This window comes from Brakhagea baltica (assembly GCF_052161605.1).
In the GTDB taxonomy this organism is placed as follows: domain Bacteria; phylum Planctomycetota; class Planctomycetia; order Pirellulales; family Pirellulaceae; genus JBKCUI01.
Genome location: NZ_CP197409.1, coordinates 4,559,762 through 4,581,187 on the forward strand (window position 1 = coordinate 4,559,762; position 21,426 = coordinate 4,581,187).

13 protein-coding genes are annotated in these 21,426 nt (G+C 51.7%); 7 read left to right on the plus strand and 6 right to left on the minus strand.

From position 1 onward, the window contains the following. Nucleotides 1-24: 24 nt before the first annotated feature. Both SH449x_RS17425 and SH449x_RS17430 read left to right on the plus strand, forming a co-directional pair. Nucleotides 25-1,413 carry a SpoIIE family protein phosphatase gene (locus tag SH449x_RS17425; protein WP_482377356.1) on the plus strand — a complete coding sequence of 463 codons (1,389 nt, stop codon included), beginning with the start codon at nt 25-27 and terminating at the stop codon, nt 1,411-1,413. A 34-nt stretch (nt 1,414-1,447) separates the two neighbouring features. Then, nucleotides 1,448-2,620 (plus strand): YfiM family lipoprotein, encoded by a 1,173-nt coding sequence (locus tag SH449x_RS17430; protein WP_482377357.1) that lies wholly within the window; start codon nt 1,448-1,450, stop codon nt 2,618-2,620. Nucleotides 2,621-2,783: 163 nt separating this feature from the next. Here the strand turns inward: SH449x_RS17430 and SH449x_RS17435 are convergent, their stop codons facing one another. The 5 genes from SH449x_RS17435 to SH449x_RS17455 all read right to left on the minus strand — a co-directional run bounded on the left by SH449x_RS17435 (nt 2,784) and on the right by SH449x_RS17455 (nt 10,708). Next, nucleotides 2,784-4,235, minus strand: coding sequence for a DUF1254 domain-containing protein (locus SH449x_RS17435; protein WP_482377358.1), 1,452 nt, complete (start codon nt 4,233-4,235; stop codon nt 2,784-2,786). A 40-nt stretch (nt 4,236-4,275) separates the two neighbouring features. Continuing rightward, nucleotides 4,276-5,742 (minus strand): DUF1254 domain-containing protein, encoded by a 1,467-nt coding sequence (locus tag SH449x_RS17440; protein ID WP_482377359.1) that lies wholly within the window; start codon nt 5,740-5,742, stop codon nt 4,276-4,278. A gap of 750 nt (nt 5,743-6,492) precedes the next feature. Further along, the gene (locus SH449x_RS17445) at nt 6,493-7,806 is read right to left on the minus strand and encodes an IS110 family RNA-guided transposase (RefSeq protein WP_482377360.1); all 1,314 of its coding nucleotides are present in this window, start codon (nt 7,804-7,806) and stop codon (nt 6,493-6,495) included. 257 nt (nt 7,807-8,063) lie between these two features. Then, entirely contained in the window at nt 8,064-9,230 is a 1,167-nt protein-coding gene (locus tag SH449x_RS17450; RefSeq protein ID WP_482377361.1) for a carbohydrate porin, read from the minus strand. Between the two features lie 209 nt (nt 9,231-9,439). Next, entirely contained in the window at nt 9,440-10,708 is a 1,269-nt protein-coding gene (locus SH449x_RS17455; RefSeq protein ID WP_482377362.1) for an OmpP1/FadL family transporter, read from the minus strand. 353 nt (nt 10,709-11,061) lie between these two features. Between SH449x_RS17455 and SH449x_RS17460 the strand changes: the two genes are divergently transcribed. Together SH449x_RS17460 and SH449x_RS17465 are read left to right on the plus strand one after the other, a co-directional pair. Continuing rightward, entirely contained in the window at nt 11,062-13,461 is a 2,400-nt protein-coding gene (locus SH449x_RS17460; protein WP_482377363.1) for an ATP-binding protein, read from the plus strand. A 130-nt stretch (nt 13,462-13,591) separates the two neighbouring features. Further along, complete coding sequence (locus SH449x_RS17465; RefSeq protein WP_482381833.1) at nt 13,592-14,140, plus strand: response regulator; 549 nt, start codon at nt 13,592-13,594, stop codon at nt 14,138-14,140. Nucleotides 14,141-14,340: 200 nt separating this feature from the next. On the opposite strand, the gene SH449x_RS17470 is transcribed toward SH449x_RS17465, so the two are convergent. Then, entirely contained in the window at nt 14,341-15,465 is a 1,125-nt protein-coding gene (locus SH449x_RS17470) for an HlyD family secretion protein (protein ID WP_482377364.1), read from the minus strand. Between the two features lie 138 nt (nt 15,466-15,603). Between SH449x_RS17470 and SH449x_RS17475 the strand changes: the two genes are divergently transcribed. The 3 genes from SH449x_RS17475 to SH449x_RS17485 all read left to right on the plus strand — a co-directional run bounded on the left by SH449x_RS17475 (nt 15,604) and on the right by SH449x_RS17485 (nt 21,407). Next, nucleotides 15,604-17,121, plus strand: a complete 1,518-nt coding sequence (locus SH449x_RS17475; RefSeq protein ID WP_482381834.1) for a TolC family protein — start codon at nt 15,604-15,606, stop codon at nt 17,119-17,121. A gap of 663 nt (nt 17,122-17,784) precedes the next feature. Continuing rightward, the gene (locus SH449x_RS17480; protein ID WP_482377365.1) at nt 17,785-19,266 is read left to right on the plus strand and encodes a porin; all 1,482 of its coding nucleotides are present in this window, start codon (nt 17,785-17,787) and stop codon (nt 19,264-19,266) included. A 614-nt stretch (nt 19,267-19,880) separates the two neighbouring features. Then, the gene (locus SH449x_RS17485) at nt 19,881-21,407 is read left to right on the plus strand and encodes an FAD-binding domain-containing protein (RefSeq protein ID WP_482377366.1); all 1,527 of its coding nucleotides are present in this window, start codon (nt 19,881-19,883) and stop codon (nt 21,405-21,407) included. Nucleotides 21,408-21,426: the final 19 nt, after the last annotated feature.

Consider the following 21,426-nt stretch of genomic DNA (forward strand, 5'->3'; position numbering starts at 1 on the left):
TCATCCTCCACAGAATACAGCCTCATGAATCGGTCCAAATCAGTTATCGTCATAGCCGAAGATAGTCGTGTACAAGGAAAGGTTTTGCAACAACGATTGATCACCGCTGGTTACGATGCACACCTAGGCGCCAACGGTGAGCTTGCCCTGGAACTCGTCCGTACACTAAAGCCGGATATTGTCGTCTCCGATATTGAGATGCCCAAGATGGACGGCTATCAACTTTGCAATGCCATCAAACAATCGTCAGATCTGCGACATATCCCTGTAATCCTTCTTTCCACGTTGAGTGAAGCGGAGGATATTATCAAGGGTCTCGCGGCGGGTGCAGACAATTACATTACCAAGCCCTACGAAATCGGATTCTTAATCGCCAGAATTGAAGATCTTAAATCGAGTCCCGTGCTAGATGTAGATGATGTTTCCGATAGTACCACCGTCACGCTCGGGGGACAACATTATCAGGTGCGAGCCAGCCGACAGCAAACACTAAACCTGCTAGTATCCGTTTTCGAGAATGCCGTAGCTAAAAACAAAGAGCTGCACCGCAGCAATGAGCAGTTAGTGCTAGCCAAGGAAAAATTGACTGCCTGGAATATGCAACTGGAGTCTCTCAATCATAAACTGGACGAGCTCAACAATCGAATGAAGCAGGATTTACAAGCAGCAGGTCGCATGCAGAAATCCCTTCTCCCCGACAAACCACTGGATGCGACAGATATTGCGATCGCTTGGGATTATACTCCTTGCAATGAGCTAGCGGGGGATTTCCTGAATTATGCAAAATTAGATGAACATACCGTAGGATTGTATGTCGTAGACGTGTGTGGTCACGGGCCTGCCTCAGCGCTGCTAGCCGTCGCGATCGGACGTGTGCTCAGCCCTGATGTTTCGGCAACATCTCTTTTGGTACGTCTCGATCCCTTCACGGGAAAGCGGGTCGTCACTGCACCTGCCACCGTTGTCGCTGAGCTTAATAAAAGATTTCCGATGGATAGCCAAGGCGGATTGCATTTCACAATTCTTTATGGTGTTCTAGATCTCCGAACAAAAGTTTTTCGCTATGCCTGTGCAGGTCATCCACAACCTGTTCATCTTCCGGGTGGCAGGCCGAGTGAGTTCGCACCAGGCGAAGGCTTTGCGATTGGTTGGGTGGACGACGTCGAATTCGATGAGTACACACTACAATTGTCTTCAGGCGATCGACTCCTGCTGTACTCAGATGGGATCCCAGAGGCGATGGACAGCGATTTGGAACAATTAACCAATGAACGCATGCTTGAGGAACTGGATCATTCTCGTAAACTCCCCATCCCGGAGCAAGTTCGTCATATTTGCGAAGTCGTCAATCAATGGTGCCAACCCAACGGGCCACTGGATGATGTCTCTGTTCTACTCGTTGAAATACTCTAGCTTTGCTTAACTTTATCCATCGATTGGGGAAAACATGAGGAACGCCTCAAATCCGACGGTCCAAAAGTGTTTGGAGAACGCGCACCTGATCTGGGGTATCGGCTTGTTACTCTGGCTAGCCGCACTTTGCTTCTTACCAGACCCGCGCCCGCTCGGTGCTCCCGAATGGTCGGTTCGTGCGATGCAATCGTTGGTCCGCGTCTCGGAACCAACGGCTAGGGCAGCGTCGACGTTCATTCTGCGGAGTATAGGCATCGGGATGATCGGGGTTCTTTTGTCCCTCTCTCTGAAGCCTCTTGACTTACGGTGGTCCGCACCACTCGTTCTTCTATTGGCTCCGCTGCTTGCGATCGGTGCCAAGTGGATCAATTTCGGCTACTTCCCGATCCCACTACAAGTCGCTTTCATTTTGGCCATCGCCATCCTCGGCGCTTTGGCTGGACTGTCGCTTCGTCGTAGCCGCATCGCGGCAGTTTCCCTTTTGGGTTTGAGCGCTGCGTTGGTCCTCTGGGGAGCGTCGACGGGAGTACCAAGCGACGTCGAGAAAGCCGCTCGGTCCACAGGTTTATATTTGCTTTCGGTAGCCGAGGAGATTCCCCAAAACGACGATGCCTTTATCCGGTTGCTGGAAAAAGCTTTTGCATACGCTGAGGACAATTCGCATGGTACCGATCCCGTGCTGCCCAACCGAGCTGCTATTTTAGCTCTGGGTATGATTCTGGGAGATGATCAAGTCGCTCGATTGTCAAACACCGATTTGGACCCGGACAGAAGTGCTGAGCGAGTTGCGATTCGGCGACGCTCTACCCTTCATGGACGCCAAGACCTATCCATGCACTTCTGGGTGAGCGCAGCGCTTACGGTACTGTCGGATGAAAATCGCGCGCTGACGGTCGGGCTAGTCAAGGAGATGAAAGACTCTACGGCGGGTGGTTCGGGTTTTTCCTTTGTGGACATGGCAGCCAATAAAGCAGGAATCCGGTTCGCAGTTCGTGCGACCCAGAACGCTACTGTAGCACGAACCATGCAAATGCGGATTCTCCAAGGGGCATCCCGTTACCAATTCATGCCTGACATTAGCGGTCTCCCAGAAGGTATTTCGGACGACCAGTTTCAAGCTCTATACGGTGGCTTGGGTGGGCAGGAAACACTTAGGCTATTGAGCGAAATCGACCAGCGAATTAACGCCTGCGATGGTCTTCAATAGAATCATGACCTAGAGAACGAAATGAGTTGACATTGCTAGGAAAGTGGGCAGGGCTGACCGTTTGCTGTCCCTTCATGAGGAGGTCGATGTAGGCGTCGACGAGGGGCTGCTCATCGAACACCTGAATTGCGGACCATCCGTCCTCTTTTCCTCAACTAGATCTTTACTTTACCAATTCTACGTCTGTCAGCACCCAGGACTTGTCAAACAACGAGGGCAGGGGGCCGTAGAAGCGAAACAGGATCTCAAAATCGCTGTTTGGATCGGTGGGGGTCCAGTTCGACTCTTTGCCAGCAGGGGCTGTTGGTCCGAAGTAAAGATCCACTGATCCGTCTACGTTGACCTGCAAGCCTGGGCTTTGGGAAGAACGCCCGGCGTGCGACACCTCCCGAATCAGAGCATGGGTGGTCTGATCGTAGAGCGTTGCTGACCAGTACTGGCGTACAGGGGCATTGGCCGGAACGTTCAGTCTATAAGTCTTGCTGCCGTTCAGTGGCAGGCCATCTTTATCGTCGATGGCCATTAGGTAGAACTGACCTTCACCAATCCGTTTGGGAGTGAAGAAGATGAAGGTGAACAACAGGCCACGAGCGTCAACCGGATACATGTTGGGATCCGCAAACTGCGCCTGGGATGCCTGGAAGACCTGCGCAATCGGCTGGGGAAAAGCCCACCGACTCCCCTCGACAAATGAGCCTCTCCGGACCACTTCTTTGTACATCCCGTCCAGGAACGCATGCCCCTTTGCGGCGGCTTGATTGAGCAATTCAGCTCTCTCCGCATCTGGGGCGAACGGCTGGCCCTTTTCAATGCCGATCATGCGGAGCGTATCAATCATGGCGCGGTCGCGCTCGATCCACGGTTCGTACTGTACCAATCGATCCAATGATTCAAAAAAGCGAATGTCGTACTGAATGGTCGCATCGTAAAGGACTCCAGCGGCATCCACGTAAACGGTCGCAGGTGGATTCTGGACTTGCGACAAGGGGTAAATCTTCATCCGTTTGCCGTATTCAATCGCCTTGGCCAGGTCGGCGTCGCTCCCACTCCTTAGGATGGAACGAATCAGTGCGTATCCTTTGTAGGTCAGCGATGGCAAAACGATGTAGCCCTCGGGAACCTGCCCATCGTGGCCCGGTGGCAGGATGAGGTACTTTCCTCCCTTACCTTGGTCCGCACCGGCCGGGCCGATATCTTCCAACGGCATCTGCCAAGCATCCATAATGGTGCCCACGATGGCGCCGTCATCGGCCGGCGGAATCTCCAGCACGATTGGCCCGACTTTCTTCGTATCGAAGTAGGGGGTGAAATAGATAACGTCGGTGTTGGGTGTCAGCGTCTGGGTCTTCCAATCGACCAGGCGCGACCAGTACAGCATCTGGTTTTCCCGGGCCGACGTCTCGCGCAACATCGCCTGGTACATCAGATCCATATTGACCGCCGGCATCCCCCAGATCAGTGCCTCAACGGCGCGATGCTGCATGACTTGTCGCTCGAGTTCAGGAAATTTTTCCTGACGGGATTTCTGGGCATGAGCCTCGGACGCCACTAGCAGTCCGAGAATTGAAGCGAAAGCAATGATGTTTCTAACCCACACAAATGTGACCGTTTTCATATTTAGTTCTATCTCTTATTGGTCCAAGGTTCAATACCTGTTATTCGACAAGTTCAAAGTCACCTGGTTTCCAGGTCTTGTCGAACCACGGTTCGAGAGGCCCATAGAGTCGTATCAGGACTGACCAGCTTTTGCCTGGCATCGTCTGCACCCAGTTACCCTCTTTTCCCAGAGGCGATTTCGGACCGAAGTAGACGGTATACGAACCATCCGCATTTGCTTTTAAATCCGGACTCTTACTATCCAAGCCGGCCGTCCTCTGATCGGTTTCCAGCAATCCCCGGTGTTGTCCGGAGTAAACTACGAAAGACCAAAAATCTTTAGCTGGAATGGGGCCTGGCAGCGTCACCTGGTAGGTCTTGCCACCATCCAGGTAATTGCCCTTTGCATCGTGTGCCGTGAATGCATAGGAGGATCCTTGTCCCACCGCAGATTGAGCCATGGCAGGTGTAATCCCTGTCGCCACATAGTGCATGAACGTCCGGTAATCGAGCATCATCGCACCGTTGCTCATAAACTCATGATTTCCTCCGACAAAAGCCGTGTACCATTGACGATCCTCGTAAAAGTAAGGTCCCCTGCTACGCGGGCGAAAACTCAGGGCCCTCGCTGTCGCATTTCCGACGGCAGCAGCCTCGATCAGGATCTGCTTCATTCTCGCGTCGGGTGCGAAGGGTTCGCCCTTCTTGATGCCGATAGAAGCCCACAATCCGGCCAGTTCGGGGTTAAACGCATCGGCCGGTTCGTACTGCACCACGGCATTCAACTCCTCGTAGAAGGAGAAATCATTAGAGTGCACGGTGTTGTACTGCAACCCGCTCAGGTCTACAAAGTGCGGCTCTCGCGGACTGTTCGCTTCTTTTAGCGGGTACAAACGCCAGTGCTTCTTGACGTGGGCTGCCGTCTTCGCAAGATCATCTTCGATCACGAATGCACGCATCAGGAGCCAGTTTCGATAAGTCTTCGTTTCTGCAACAAAGTAACCTTCCGGAATCTCCCCCTCGTAACCAGGTGGCAGGAAGAGGTATTTGCCTCCTTGGCCTCGGTCGGGGCCCGTAAAACCAACGTCCACGACCCAGCGAAAGTAGGCGTCATCCACAGGTCCCAAAACACCGGGCGGAACCTCTAGCACGGTGGGCCCATCCTTAACGTTGATCTCCGCGATGCAGTAAACAACCGTAGTATTAGGTGTCAACCACAGGGAGCGAGCATCCAAAAGGTCTTCATGGATCCCCATACTGAAGGTGTCCATTCCAGCCTCTTTCATTCCCCTGAGAAAAGCGTAAATCGAGGTCGCTGGACAGCCGGTCAAAAAAGACTCTACCCCCCGAGAGAAGTCGAGTTGCTCATAGACCTTTTTAACCGTATCGGCCGATGGCATTCCATCGAAAAACTCCAGCCTTCCAAGCCGGGAGGTTTCGACAACATCCGGAGTCGTGATCGAATCCGGGACCTTTGCCGCGTACTTCGGTGACTGCTGGCCGACTATGAAGTCCAAGGTTTGCAAGTGACGGTCGCCACTGTTTTTAATATTTTTCGAGGCTACATCATTTTGAGGTAAGGTTAGGTGTCTTCGTCGTAGCCGCTTGTCGATCGCTCACCCCGGCGAAGTGAGTCTTCGAACGGAGCGCATGGCGATCGACAAGCGGCGCAGAGGATGACACCGGGAACTTGCTGATTGGCTTCTTAAGGTCTCGCTTTACTCTTCGCACTTGCTTATTCGTTCAAGGATGGTTGATTAGACGACTATTCGAGGTGTGAATGCCTTGTCACTCTTGTGAAGCCTATCGGCTTGCATCCCCTCAGTTATCCATCACGGTTCCACTCATCGCTTGTTAGCTATGAATTCTCATCGTGGTTGGCTGCAGCTTGCCTGTAGGCTTCTGGATGCTTCGCATCGCTGAGCAGCAAGCTACCTTCCGTTATGGGGTTGGCACATTCTTTAGGGCGACGTGTCTGGTCATCTCGGCGAGTCTCTTACGAGTCCTCGTGTCCTATGTGAGACGACCGCGTCAACTGTGTTTAGTGCTCAACCTCGTGGGTAGGTCTTGTCCTTGGTCAAATTCGTTCGGTGCTCGTTGTAAGGCATTCTCCTGAGAAGGGGTAAAAGGTTCGTAAAGGGCTTGGAGGTCCGATTCGTTACGACGATGTCGTGTGCATCAGCCAGCGATACTGGTTGTCCTCCAAGCCTTGGGGCTATGAGGGCGAACAAGGCTTATTCGTTCGACGATGTGTGTTGCTTAGTGATGGCAACTCATCAGACCGCGGTTTCGAGCTTTCTTGTTCGCCTTGGATTCGTGGTTGGTTTATCTTTTGTTTTTGTCGGCTTTCCTTTAGGTGCTATGGTCTTAGGTTTTCGCTTAGCGGGCCTAGCGACAGAGCTCTGTACCGACGATCGTTTGGGAGTGGATTCGGTTGGTCGTGAAGCGATCTTGGGAGCCTGGGCAGCTGCTTGTTTCGCAGCGCGTTCCTCGCTGATCCTTCGATTCTTTCGCTTGTGACGGCATTCCTTTTTGGGCATTTCGAGTAGCTTCTCTTTGAGGCCTAGAGGGATGCGGCCATAGGACTCGGTCACTTCGATCATACGTTTTGGTTCCCAGTCTTTTTCATCACGAAGTAACGCCCATGCCAGAACAGCGATCTTGCGAGCCAATGCGATAGCCGCTTTCTTTTTGCGAGTTTTTTGCTTGCCGCAGATTCGATCGTAGACATGTTTGGCCCAGGGGTTATAGCGAAGTGAGGACCACGCGCATTCGACAAGGATCGTTCGTGCCAAGGGGTTGCCTCGCTTGGTGATTCGACCATTCCGATCGGTCTCGCCTGATTGGTACTGACGAGGCACTAAACCGAAGTACTGAGAGACTTGTCGACCGTTTTCGAAACGTTTCGCATCGTCGATGCAGGCGACGAGGATCTCGGCGGTTCGTGGCCCGACACCTGGAATGGTTTGTACACGGATAATTCGGGGATCGATCTTACCGATAGACTCAAGCTTCTTGACCACTCCATCAAGGACGGTCGTGAGAGTATCCATCTGAGTGAGTTCGAGATCGAGTTCCCCCTTCCAAAATTCGTGGGGTTCGCACTCTGTAAGCGGTTTGCGAAAGGAGTTGATCCGTTCTCGTCCTGTATTCCATGCCTTCTCGCCGGTGTCGATCGAGATACCGTGATTGACGAACCATGCTCGGATTTTGCACTTCATCTTGTTGATGCGAGAGTCAAGCGTCTTGCGATACTTCACAAGAGAACGGAATTCGCGGTGGGACTCTGATGGCATGTGAACCGCCTTGAGTTCGTTCATGGCGGCCATGCGGGCCAGCTTCAAGGCATCGTCTTTGTCGGTCTTACGTTTTACGTTGCTCCACTTCCAGGCGTCTTCGTTGGTGGAACAGACGAGGGTTTTAAGGCCAAGCGATTGAGCCAGATCATTGATCCAGCCGGAGGGGCCGCACGCTTCCATGACGACGAGGTCGATCTTGTGCTTCTTGAAGACGGTCTCAAGGTAGTTTCGATCGGTGGTAGCGTTCAGGAATTCATGCTTTCGAGTTTTTGAGTCGAAAAAGCAGCACATTGTGTTGCCCGTGTCTACCAAATTTGACAGGTCCGAGGTCAAGTGCGAGAATCTTCATGGTATTGGATCCTTGGTTGTGGTGGGTGGTAATGATTGTGACAGTTGTCGTTCACGCGACACGAGATCACGGGTTTGAGTCGCCAGTTTTACACGAATGGCTCCCACCCGCTACACCTTGGACTTACATGGATTCTTTCGACCATGATTCCTACTTTGACAACGAATCAACAAACCCGTTCGCTCTGTTTTTTAACACCTCACGACCTTAGTTCAAATCGAATCCCCACGGCCAGAGCATCGCGGTAAATCCCAGAGGGTGAAGCAATGTACTGCATGTCAGGTTGGAGGCTAGCTCGCGGTGTCAGCATTGCTCTGTAGAAAATCTCCGTAACCCTTTCTCGATTGGTTCCGCCTTGAAAGAGCTCGGCCAAGGCAATTCCTATTCCCAAAACATCGTCGTCGCGACCCGGTAAGAATCCTGTGTACGTGATGCCGGCAACAGAACTGTCACCGATCGACTTCTCGGTCTTTTGATCTCCGGGAAATCGAGGATAATATCCTCCGAACAGGGCGAGACCCTGCCTACATTCGTTGTCCCATGGGCATTCTCGATAGATTAATTGCTCAAACTGAACGAAATACTCGTGGACCGGCGACACGGATTGACCATCAATAACTCCGGCAGATTCATAGACTGCCCCGATCGCGAAGATTCCGGGAAGCTCATCTCCCGCGAGCCAGTACCTATGTTCCAGTTCTCCTACCAATAAGAACGAGTCGCTTTCAGAAATCCCCCACTTTCCGCCTTTGGCAAATGCGCTCCAAACACCCGATTTAAACTGCGTAGAATCTCCTAGTTTGGCAAGTGCCACTGCTGCCAGCGCCTGATCCGGATAGGTGGGGAACGCAGTGGACGGGCTCAGCCCAAAGGTGGACTGGATAAAATGTTCCGCTCCGTCGATTCGCTGAAACTCAGTATTGAAGTCTTGTTTTCCAAGACGTAGCGTGAGCTGTCGATCCAGCCAAGTGGACTCCCACCAGTATTCACCGACCTGCATTATGTTGTTGAACGAGTCGATGTTACTGAGAACTTGCGTGTCCCCGACAAAGTTCTCGGTCAGGCCGCGGCCATGGGTGTTTTGGGTAAGCATCACAAACTTGCCGGGTACCGCCGACTGCAATCGCTCTAGGTCGATGGTCATAAACAGGTCGAACAATCCCAAATATTGGGTAGCACCATCTGTAGAGATCCCACCGCGAGCATTCGTAAACACCTCGCCATAGTAGGCAGCTTCAATGAAAACACTGCGTTCCTGAGCCCAGAGATTCCCGAAATCCATTCTAGCCGGACTGAGCTCTTGTGCTGTCAAAACTGGCGTCCACGAAATGCTAACCAGCGTTAGTATCCATATCGGAAACCGCATCGGTCAGAGTCTCCGTGAGCTAAGGGGTGTATTGTTCTCGACGCGGCTCGCGTTTTTCGAAGAAGCGCTAGACATATAGCCGCCAAGGTTTTCCAAGGAAATGGCTGACCAGTCATTCGCTATCACTTTTCATTCGCATCTTAGCGATTGAGGGCAATCGCTCATCGGACACAAAAAACGATGCTCTCTCATGAACCGGGGCGAGTCCATCAATTCCATTGATTTGGCACCGATACGTCTCCGCAGGCTCCCCGGCCAAACCGCCAGGTCAAACCAAAGCCCAACCAGTAACTCTGAATATTCGTCGTAGTAAACTGGCCAAGCTGTTGCGTGTCAGGGAGCATACCCCCGGCCATCATGTTAAAGTCGATTCCGGGCAAAACATCTACGATTCCAATACCGCCTGATATCCGATGCTGGCTGGTTACCGCAACCAACCCCTGGGTGTACGCAATCGCAGGTACCGACCCTACCGGTATCCCCCCAATATTGACGCTCGAGGAATTCGGATTAATCGGATTCTGTGCCCATGTGTATCCGAGTCGGAGACGCCATCTCCCCACGCTATACTGGCCACCCGTTTGCACCGCCCACTGATTGTTGTAAACGGCCCCATATAGATCGGTGTCACTCCACAGCTTGTACAGTAGGTCCACACCTAAAAGTAAACGGCCGTCCATCAAAGACTGATTCGCCACCCCAATACCTAAGTTTTCCGGTAGGTCCATGTTGATGTCCCTGGCTGCCTCAAACGGTCCCAATCCGAACTTGAACGCGTTGTCAAATTGGAAAGACTGTTTTGTTTGATAGTAGCCGCCTATGGCTGTTCGCTCGGTAAGCCGGTAATTGGTACCGATCGTTCCTCGCAATGCATAGTCGGGCGTCATCCCACCGACTCCCACGAAAGGGCCGTCAAAAAAGGCGATTCCCATCGATAGGCTGGTCCCCACCGACCAGCGGTCGGTCAAGTCGACACCGAGGGAAACCGGTAAGGAAAATATGGTCAAACCCACATTGGTTCCGTTGCTTTCGGGGACATGACGAAAGTCACCAAAAAGTCCACTCGTGGTGACAAAACCGATGGCAAGCGTCGCTGGGATTCCCAGCTCTTCTAAATCCTGTGAGACTCCAATATTTCCGAGCGGCACGCCCGGAGCCGTTGATTTCGCAGAGAACGGCTCTACCCCTAGAAGTGGCAGTTGTTGGTCTTGGGTGAAGTTAAATGTTGGCTCGGCCCATGCGCCCCCAAACAAAAATTGCGTCCCACGGAATCGGGAGAGAGTTGCCGGATTCGCATTGATCGCCGAGGTAAGGTCCTGCGGGTTCGCGATGCTTACCCCACCCATACCACCTGATGCTGGCATGAGATTGTTGTGCAATTCGACACCAAAAGTTTGGGCGCTTGCCGTGCGAGTAACGGCTAGTGAGACCCAGAAAGCCAAACCCATGAACAACAAACGCATCGTGCCTGACGACATCTCGCACTTCCTTGTGTGATGATCCTATTCAATCCGTCGTATCGCTACACATCGGTCACAAACATTCTCCACGTCAGAATTGCATTAGCAAATGCATCCAATAAGGCATTTTTACTTACCGCATAATCGATACAATCGATATAGACTCTCCATTTAGGGTGTTTTGTTTTTAGGAATCTACGATCGCAGGAGTGACGCTCACTTTGCCCGTTAGCGCGCGACTGCGTGGTTATCCCCGGTATGGTTGTCTCGCTGGTGAGAAAGTTTGGTAGGCTATTGATGAACTTTCGCCAACACGCCTCCCGCCCCAGACAAACGCGGTGTCCGGATTTCTCGGGACAACAACAAAACACATGATCACTCAGCCAATAGCCCATGAAAATAATGCTCTCGGACTCAGTGCTTGTCCTAAGGGGATTCGCACTTTAGGGTGGGTTCTGGCGGCAGCATTGACCGTGTTTGGTCCTGTATCGCTGGCGTATTCAGTCGAGCAGTCCTCCAACGAGCCGGTGCCTCCAAAACGTGTCCTTATTCTCTACAGTCACCGACAAGCCGTGCCCGTCACTCTCCAGTGGGACCGCGGAATCCGCAGCGCCATCGCGGAAAACTATCGAAAACCTCTGGCGATCGATGTCGAATATCTGGATGCGGAGCGATTAGAAGACCCGACGTTAAAGGAGCTTTGGGTGGATCTACTAAGGGGTAAATACGAGCTTCTCCAACCTGACCTAGTGATCCCCGTTCATGACGTATCGGCAGCGATCTATTTAAGAAACTATCAGAAGCTCTTTCCCAACACATCTGTCGTCTTCTGCTCCATAGAAGATCGGCTGCGTGCTGAGTTACCGATAACGACGAAGATGACCGGCGTCAGCTATCGACTGGATTATCATCGAACCATGGAGTGTGCGCTCAGGCTTTTCCCTAGAACTCGCAGGGTGGTGGTTGTCAGTGGCACAGGTATTATGGACCGGGGCCTCTTGGCAGAGTTTCAAATGCTCTTTTCCGCCCAGGAACATCCTGAAATTGAGTATTGGACGGGAGTTCCAGAGGATGTTTTGTACGAGGATACAAAACAATTGTCGAATGACAGCATCGTTTTCTATCTGGCTCAGGACCGAGATCGAAACGGTCGGCCATCAATTACGCCGCTGAATGTGGTGCAGCGGATTTCGTCAGCGGCAAAGGTTCCCGTCTTTGGCTTGTACGACACACTGCTGGATCATGGAATCATGGGCGGTTGTTTGGCACCGGTCGAGGCGCAGGGACGTTTGGCTGGTCAACTGGCTGCGAGGATTCTAAATGGTGAAAGTCCGTCAGATATCCCTCTCGACGGAGTGGAAATGAATCAATTTATGTTCGATCATCGCCAACTGAGTCGGTGGGGTATAAGGGAAAGGGATCTACCTGAGGGTTCGAGAATAATGTTCAAAGAACCAGGGATCTGGCAACAATATGGGGTATATCTGTCTGCGGGAATAGCGATCCTTGGGTTGCAGATGTTGCTGATCGTAACATTGCTCGTTAATCGGAGCAGACGTGTTGTAGCAGAAAACTTCCTTGCAGAGCGGCTCAGATTCGAGTCGCTGCTCTCAGAACTCTCGTCGCGATTTGTAAATGCTCCGCAGGCTAAGTTGTCTAGCGAAATCGAGTTCGCTCTGAATCGAGTGCTCGAATTATCGGGGTTGGAACTGGGAGTCCTCTTCGAATTGGATCAAGACGGTTTGCGACTAAGGAAACTCGTTTCAGTAGTTCGATCGGGTGAGATAACCGAGATAACAAAGTTCGATGAGGTTGCTCTGGATTCCATTCCCTGGTTGTGGTCACAAGTGAAAAGCGGACGAAGCATTACCTTTTCCGATTTATCCACTCTGCCCGACCTAGCTACCTGCGAGAAGGTTTTTTTTGAGCATGTCGGTTTGAAAGCTGCAATGGCGTCATCACTCCATGCTCTTGGTAGTCCCTTTGCTGTCATCGTTTTTGGACAACTGACCGGGGAATATGACTGGAATGAAACAGTCGTGAAGCATTTAGAAGCCCTGACAGAAGTGCTTAAAATCGCCTTGGCCCAAGCCCGATCCGAAGTGGAGCTTGAGACAAGCCGGAAGAACGCGCAGCAACTGGCAGGCAGATTACTGACCGCCATCGAGGACGAACGGCGATATCTAGCGCGCGAGATGCACGACGACTTAACGCAACGATTAGCTCTGGCCGCCTTGGAAGCAAACAAGATCGAGCAGCGGTTGGATCAAGAGACTGCAAGGGTTGAGTTAAAAAAATTGAGGGAAGGTCTGATCGCCATTTCCGACGATGTACATCGGATCTCGCGTCGATTGCATCCTTCTATCCTGAATGACCTGGGCTTACCAGATGCGATTCGATCCGAGTGCAACCGAATTTCGGAACAGGAAGTCATCACAGTCGAATTTCATAGTGTGCGATATCCTCAGCAGGTTCCCAAAGATTTGGAACTGTGTCTGTATCGTGTTGCCCAGGAGGCGATGCGCAATGCGGAAAAGCACTCGCGGACTAAACGAATCCAGGTAACGCTAAATGCCGACGCGGAGTCTCTTTACCTGAGCATACGCGATTTTGGTTGTGGTTTTGCCCCAGGGGCAAGCGGTGGATTGTCAGGTCTGGGAATCGCGAGTATGGAGGAGCGAGTGCGTTTGGTTGATGGCTCCTTGGCCATCAATTCCGTCGTTGGTGAAGGAACCAGTATCTTGGTCGCTATTCCTTTGCTACTATGTTAAGCTCTTGGTGTACGACATTTTAAAAGAGGAAGTGACACATGCTCAGGTCCCGAGTTCTACTAGCAGATGACCATCGCATGGTTGCCGAGGGATTGCGTAGCATGTTAGAACCCGATTCGAATTAATCGAGATCGTCGAAGACGGACGTGCTCTGGTCAATGCGGCCCTGCGATTACAGCCTGATATTATCCTGGCTGACGTGACGATGCCCCAACTGAATGGCTTAGACGCAGTCCAGCAGATTCGCCAGAGCGGGTGTAATGCTAAGGTAATCTTTCTCACCATGCACAAAGATGTTTTGTATGCTGCCAGAGCACTGCATGCCGGGGCAAATGGTTTCGTCTTGAAGCACTCGACGATCAACGAATTATTAACCGCTCTACGATCAGTGCTTGCAGGCAAAACCTATGTGACACCGGAAATCAAAGAAATGCTTACAAACCTTCCGGCAATGCCGCCGGAGGTTACGGATGAAATCACCCTTCTGACTCCTCGACAGCGCGAAGTCCTCCAACTGTTTGCCGAGGGCTATACTGCTAAGGATGTAGCCAAAGTCCTTTTTATCTCGACTCGGACTGCGGAGAACCACAAGGCCCAAATCATGCATGCATTGGGCGTCAATTCCACGGCAGACCTCATCCGTTGCGCTATCCGCCACGGGCTGATAGCAATTTCCTGAACCGATTGTCAACAGGCATTGGCAATTATAGGGTTTTAAACTGGCAAGCGCAAATACCGCCATGCGTGAATCCGAATGCTGATTCTGCTGATCACATGCAACGGCTTGACAGTATCGTTGTAGATGACAGCGACACCTGCGGTGCCCATTTTTAGTTGACTGGCCAGTTGTTGATCTTGCAGATCGAATGAACTAACTCATCAGAACGGCAACAGAAGGTACTGAAAGGCCTTCACCCGGATAACGACTCGACTGATGAACTGTATCGGCTTGCCGGTATCAGTATAGATCGTGGCGACACCCGCAGTCCCCATCTTTAGTTGAGCAGCGAGTTCTTGATCTTCCAACTCGAAATTGACAGCCAGCATTCCGCGTGATCCGACCTGAGCGGCTGAAGGCAAGTTACCTGAAATCATCAACTGCCCTTCACCCGACCAGGGAATAATCCAGCCAACGGTGCCGGCGAGTACCTGTCCAGGCAAGGTCTTAAAGGTCAGCTCAACCGAATCGCCCGGCTTGACATTAACTAGAACATTTTGCGGATAGCTACCGACGATCAACACTTGGCTGGTGTCCACGAAGGTCCCAAGAGGAGCCTGAGGGCTCGGTGTTGCCATCACGCCTTCACGTACCGTCCAATTGGTGACAAAACCGTCCGAAGGCGCAAAAACCTTGCACTGATCCAATTGAAACTGGGCGTTGGCCAACTGGGCCTCTAAACTGCGGGCGGTCTCCTCGGCGGCAAACGAGGCAATTGTAGCTTGGACACCAGTCGCTTTCGCTTGATCGACTCCAGCTTCAGCAGCCATTAGATTTTGTGCCAATTGTTCCAAGCGGAGAGTAGCGATAGCGGAAGGATTGGCCTGGGCGGCATTGGAAGCGACCTGGAATTCGGCGTCGGCAGCACTCTTCAATGCATCGGCACGACGCACAGCCGCCTCGGCGGCGATGGCCGCCGCCTGCAATTGATCAATGTTCCGTTTCGCTGCTGCTAAGGCGGCCGTCAATTGGTCGACCGTATTGCGAAAAATATCTGGCTGAATCTCCAGCAACAAGTCTTGCCCTCCCTTAAGGGGAGTATTTGGCAGGGCGTGAATCTTGATCACCGGCCCATTCACCTGAGGAACGATCGGCACAACGAAACGCGCTACAACCACTCGGTCTGAGAACGGGGCGGAAAAGCTCCAAGCGATAACGATTCCGCCAATGGCAATGGCGCCGATAACAACGACTCCGGCAATACTAATTGCCGTAGGGCGAACCTTGAATACCTTGAAAACGGCTAAGACCACAGCGACATAGGCGATGACAAATACGGCAATCATGATTTTCCTTTCGAGTCGTTAGTCCCAGCCAGAATCTGTTCCAGTTTGGTAATTCTGGACTCTAACTGACTGTAGGTTGCTCCGGTTCCTTCTGCCGTATCGGTTTTATTTGTTGTAAACGGAACGGAATCGTAACGGATAACAGCTTACAACGAGAATCTGCCTATCCGGCAAGCCGCATACCGTATCGAACAGGCTGAAGCGATTCGGCAAATAGCTGTCGGAACACTGTTTCCTCAGGCGCAACAGGGTATCGGTGACTTCCGCCGAGTAGAACTGAGCCGTAACGTTGCGATTCCCCTACCTCTTCAACGCTTCAGCGAGTTCGGAGTCGGAGTACAGGCTGGTTGGGAATTGGATTTTTGGGGGCGGTTTCGACGAGGGGTGGCGGTTGCTGATGCCGCATTGGATGCTTCAATCGCCGACTATGACAACTTGGCAGTTTTGTTTCTTTCCAATGTGGCGGCAACCTACGTTGAAATTCGAATTATCGAAGAACAGTTAGACCTCGTTCGCAACATCCTGCAATTGCAAGAGGGGAGTATGCAATTGGCTGAAACCCTTTTCGCGGCCGGAAAGACAAATGAACTGGATGTCATTCAAGCCAGGAACAACATTGCAATTACGATGTCGGCCATCCCTCAATTCGAAGCAACACTTCGCAATGCTAACAATCGGCTGTGCGTATTGCTGGGTACTCCTCCAACAGACTTGATGGCTCAACTGCCCCCGGGAAAAATCCCCGAAATAGCTCGGGATGTGCAGGTGGGTGTTCCAGCAGATTTACTTCGGAGACGACCAGACATTCGTCGCGCAGAACGATTGTTGCGAGCCCAAAGCGAAAGAATTGGGATTGCAGAAGCAGCGTTGTACCCTCGTTTGTCGCTTTTGGGTTCTTTCGAATGGCGAGCCGAGAGTACAAGCGATTTGTTTAAACCGGACAGTGTTGTTGCTTTAATCAGTCCAGGTTTTGGCTGGAACATTTTAAATTATGGTCGCTTGTCCGGTGCTATCGATCTTGAGGAAGCACGGTTCCGGGAAGCCGTGTTAGGCTATCAACAGACAGTGCTCGTCGCCCAACAAGAGGTTGAGGATTCGATGATTCGCTTCTTGAAGGCTCAGGAGCAGGCTGATCTCTTAGGAATCGCCGTATCGGAGGTCAATTCGTCAGTGGATATCGCGATTGCGTTATATGACGCCGGGGCCATTGACTTCAATCGTGTGTTTCTTCTTCAAAGCCTTCAATTCGCGCAACAGCTTGATTTAGTAGCGAGTCGAGGGGCGACCGTATTGAACTTGATTGCTACCTTCCGAGCCCTTGGTGGAGGTTGGGAAATCCGCTGCCCAAATGGAGGAATGGGGGCGCCTCTGGTTAACAACGTAACGACGCCAACAATTGGGTCGATTCCTAAGATCGAACGCCCGCGTCCAGAGGCATTGCAGTTAGACGATCCACCCACGCAGCCACGTACCGAGGACCTTCCAATACCGTACAGCGATTCGACGGGTCCGGCTGGAAGTGATCGGGAGCGATTGCAACAACTTATAGAACGATTTAAGTTGGACCAGCGAAAGCGCGATGATCGTGGCGTTCAAGGTCAGCTTGATGACCTTTTGAGACCTCTCGACCAACGTTCTCCGCGACCGATAGAGTAACATTGAAGTCTATCCGGAGCCCCCCACGCCACCGGGAACTCCGAGGTTTCAAACGCGTTCTGAATCCTATACGATCTTCTATGGGTTCGACCAATACTTAATTGTCGATGGGCCTGAAAACCAAAGAGGGATCGCTCCAGGTTGGGGAGTCTTTGGTCGGGCTGGACTTGCCGATGACGGTACGGGAAACCCCAGCTTCAACGCCTGGCACCTAAGCGCCGGAATCGGTGGCGACAGTCCGCTTTTATCTCGTAGAAGCACCGGCGATCGATTCAGGGTCGGCTAGGGATATACGGGGACTTCGTCCGAATGTAGGGCGATCCCTCAGGCCCTACTCGGTCCTCGCGACGCCCAGGTTTTGGAAACCTATTACCGATATCACTGGCCCCCTCCTGTCCACTTACGTCGGATGCCCAGTACGTGAAAGGAATCTCTGGAGGCTTGACGAATGGACGCGATGCACTCGTCTTCGGCCTACGAATGAACATGGTTCTCTAGTTGGGCAAAATCTTTGTAGACTTGCATTGTAGGTTGCGCAGATCGCCCATCTTCTTCGATTGCAAAAACGGTATGAGGGTTTTCCCTCGGTTTTGATTTGATAACATTAACACACCATTGCGTTGACAATTGTGCAATTGTTAGATTGCACTCAGTGGAAGCGATGTGAATCCACAAGTATCGGGGAGCTTCGGTGTATGTGGGGTGGCATGGTTTTTGCTGGAGGCAATGGGTTTGCTGCTGAATCGAAAGTATAGGCTTCAAGAAATCGGGCGTACCATCATGCCTCGATTTCCCTGGGTTTTCGGAAATGTGATTCTTGTCGCGTTATCCGCCGCGTTCGGTACTGGCTGGGCTGCTGACCTCGATTCGGAAAAAGATCAAGAACCTTCGCTCCCCCCTATTCAGCGGGTCATGGCTGCTGAATCGCCTAGGGCATCTGATCCCTCCCCCTTTTTCGTCGGATATAACCGTGGTTTTGTGATCGCTCATGACGGTAAAGAGGGGTTTTCTGCATCGGACTATCCTTTTGTGATGCGCATGAGTAGCTGGCTGCAACTACGACACGTGCTGTTCGACAGTGATATTCCCGATCGAGATAAAAACTCTTTCACACTGGAACGAATTCGATTGTCCTTTGGCGGTCATCTTTATTCGCCTGATCTCAAATACTCATTGATGCTTGATGGCAACACCGATCAGTCGGTTCAAGTTACCTTTCTGGACTCCTTTGTAACCTACGATGTAGGGCGAGGCCTATGGGGATACGACGAGGGTAGATTGGAGATTCGCGGCGGTAATTGGAAGGTTCCCTTTAGTCGCTCTCGAGAAGAGTCTGCCCGCCGATTCCAGTTTACAGAACGGTCCGTCGCCAATCTTTTCTTTGACATAGGTCGTTCGGTCGGTGTCAGCGTCCTAGGTGAAAGTGATTCCACCGGAATACCCATTCGATTTGAGACCGCAATGATGAACGGGTTGAACACAGGCCGGGACAGCACCCTGTCAGGTGAAGATCTCGACGCCAATCTGGCTTGGTCTGGTCGATGCAGCGCGGATGTCTTAGGAGATTTTGGCTCTGATGGAGAGCCAGATCTCGATTGGCGTTCCTCACCGGTTTGGAGACTGGGAGCCGGATTGGCCTTAACGTCCGTTGATAGAACCGGTCAAGCAGAGTTTTTAAGACAACGAGTCGTGAGTTCAGGAGATCGCATTTCTAATTTACTACCCGAAAGTGTCAGCCAGTATGACATTCGGCTTTTCACTTTAGATTCGCATTGGAAGTATCGCGGATGGTCGGTAATCCTAGAACACCATTGGCGAACGCTCTCAAGCTTCCGAGGAGGCAACATTCCAAGTTTGATCGATCGAGGTATTGTCGTTCAGACGGGATACTTTATTGTTCCGGAAAAATTTGAGCTTCTCGCGCGTTGGTCTGCCATCTCGGGTGATTCAGGAACGTTGGGTGGTCGAAATGAACACACAAAGGAAATAGCTGGTGGATTTGCATGGTACATTCGAGGACACGATCTCAAGTTCAATTTGGATGTGGCGAGAATCGATGGAGTACCAGTCAACAGTCCACGACTGAATCTGCTACCAGGTGATTACGGCTGGTTGATGCGCACCCAGTTCCAATTCGCGTTTTAGGTGATCGGTACGTCACTTGGAAAATTTAAACATCGCCCAGTAGATGGCCCCAAAGTGGATTTGGAAATGCTACTGGCTCGCACAGGAGATGTTTACGTTTCCGTCCCGTATATCAGGACCGACTCCGCAAGCCTAACGATCCGCTGCGCAAGCCAGCAGGAACTTCGCAAAGCGAGGAGACTGTTTTCTGGGAGAGTTGACGGGCGGTGAGGGGGCTGGAGCATTACCGGAGGTTTAGTACCTTCGCCGCTACTATTGGCAGGGCTGCGCGAAACATCGCAACCGTTTACGGGCTGTTTTAAAACAATCCGATAAAAGCTTAGGCTGAGAGTTCTTCGTCTTTTCTTTGTGGTGGACCAAAGCCTGTTTTCCTTGATCGGTAAATACAATCGCATCAATCCCAACTGCTATCGAGCCAACAGATTGTTACCAAGAAGTCCTACAGTCAAGCTTTTGCGTCGTATGAGTGCTTGCAGCAGAAACTGTTCTGGGTGATACGGACCTTGGCAGTCAGCATACAATGGGTTCGGAGTGTGAGCCAGAGGTCCCATTTCATTGTGTTCTTTTGAATGAGTTTTTGTCGAAACATCTGATACCTTTTGTCTGTTGCTGCCATGAATGTTGTGTGGTTCAAAAAAGATCTGAGGACCACCGATCATGCTCCGCTGTGCGAGGCAGCGAAACTCAGCGATGTTTTCTGTCTCTATGTCTTTGAGCAAGAGCTGCTCGAAGCTGACGACTTTGCACCAATGCACCTTAAGTTTTTAAGGGAAAGCCTGGAAGCGTTGGATGTAAAGCTTAGGCGGTTAGGCACCAAACTGAATGTTCTTTTCGGTGAGCTGCCGACCGTTTTTCAAGATCTTCACACAGAATATGGTATCCGTTCGATTCATGCTCACGAAGAGACGGGGAACTGGATTTCCTACCAACGCGATCGTCGCGTTCGACGTTGGTGCAAAGAGAATGGCGTTCGCCTAGTAGAGTTCCCTTGCAATGGCGTCGTTCGCAGATTGGCAAGCCGGGATGCATGGGCTGCTGGTTGGAACAAGCATGTGAACCGACGAATGGTAGAGGAGCCGAGCGTGATCCCCGTCTCGCAGGACGTATCGGATCGGAACTGCGGCTGGCAAGCGTTAGACCAATGGTTGGAATCGAGTCCGCGTTGGCAATCGAAAGCGCGGTGGTTGGGGCATGCTACGCAGAGGGGAGGGGGGGCAAATGCATGGGAGTTGCTCGAGAGTTTTCTGAATCGTCGAGGAATGAACTATCGCAGCGACATGTCGAGTCCTTTGCTTGGTGAAGAGGGGTGCAGCCGCATCAGTCCCTATTTGGCATTTGGTTGCTTATCGATTCGCGAGGCTTATCAAGCAACCGTAAACAGATCGCAGGGATTGCGCGATGACGAGTCGCTTGATGCTAAGGACCGTGCGGACTGGGGGCGTTCGCTGAGCAGTTTTAAATCCCGATTAGCTTGGCACTGTCACTTTATCCAGAAGCTGGAGGAAGAGCCTCAAATCGAGTTTCAAAATATCAATCGAGCCTATGATGGTTTGCGCGAAGCGGAGTTCAATGAGTCCTACTTTGAAGCATGGCGGAAAGGCGAAACTGGTTACCCGATGATTGACGCTTGCATGAGGTCACTTCATCAAACCGGTTGGATCAATTTTCGCATGCGAGCCATGCTCGTTTCCTTCGCTGCCTATCACTTATGGTTACACTGGGAGCGGCCGGCCAAATTTCTGGCAACACTTTTTCTGGATTATGAACCTGGAATTCACTATCCACAGTTTCAGATGCAGTCAGGGGTAACTGGTATCAACACGATCCGTATTTACTCGCCGCAGAAACAGCTTCTCGATCAAGACCCCGAGGGAGCGTTCGTCAAGCGATACATTCCCGAGCTAAGCGAAGTACCACTGAAGCATTTGGCAGAACCGCATTTGATGACAACGATGGAGCAAATGCTTTTCTCGTGTCGTGTAGGAAGCGATTATCCTGAACCAATCGTCGATCACAAAACCGCTTACAACCGGGCCAAAGAACGCATTCATGAACGAAAGAATGCACCCGAGGTTCGTGAAGTTTCTTCTCAAGTCTACAAGAAGCACGGCAGCCGCAATTCGCCCCGAGAGCGACGATAGAGGAGCAGTATATGCGACG

Excerpts from the sequence above, each read along its gene's own strand:
- SH449x_RS17425 (WP_482377356.1), top strand. The coding sequence starts at position 25 with ATGAATCGGTCCAAATCAGTTATCGTCATAGCCGAAGATAGTCGTGTA.
- SH449x_RS17430 (WP_482377357.1), top strand. The coding sequence starts at position 1,448 with ATGAGGAACGCCTCAAATCCGACGGTCCAAAAGTGTTTGGAGAACGCG.
- SH449x_RS17435 (WP_482377358.1), bottom strand. The coding sequence starts at position 4,235 with ATGAAAACGGTCACATTTGTGTGGGTTAGAAACATCATTGCTTTCGCT.
- SH449x_RS17445 (WP_482377360.1), bottom strand. The coding sequence starts at position 7,806 with ATGTGCTGCTTTTTCGACTCAAAAACTCGAAAGCATGAATTCCTGAAC.
- SH449x_RS17450 (WP_482377361.1), bottom strand. The coding sequence starts at position 9,230 with ATGCGGTTTCCGATATGGATACTAACGCTGGTTAGCATTTCGTGGACG.
- SH449x_RS17455 (WP_482377362.1), bottom strand. The coding sequence starts at position 10,708 with ATGTCGTCAGGCACGATGCGTTTGTTGTTCATGGGTTTGGCTTTCTGG.
- SH449x_RS17460 (WP_482377363.1), top strand. The coding sequence starts at position 11,062 with ATGATCACTCAGCCAATAGCCCATGAAAATAATGCTCTCGGACTCAGT.
- SH449x_RS17470 (WP_482377364.1), bottom strand. The coding sequence starts at position 15,465 with ATGATTGCCGTATTTGTCATCGCCTATGTCGCTGTGGTCTTAGCCGTT.
- SH449x_RS17485 (WP_482377366.1), top strand. The coding sequence starts at position 19,881 with ATGAATGTTGTGTGGTTCAAAAAAGATCTGAGGACCACCGATCATGCT.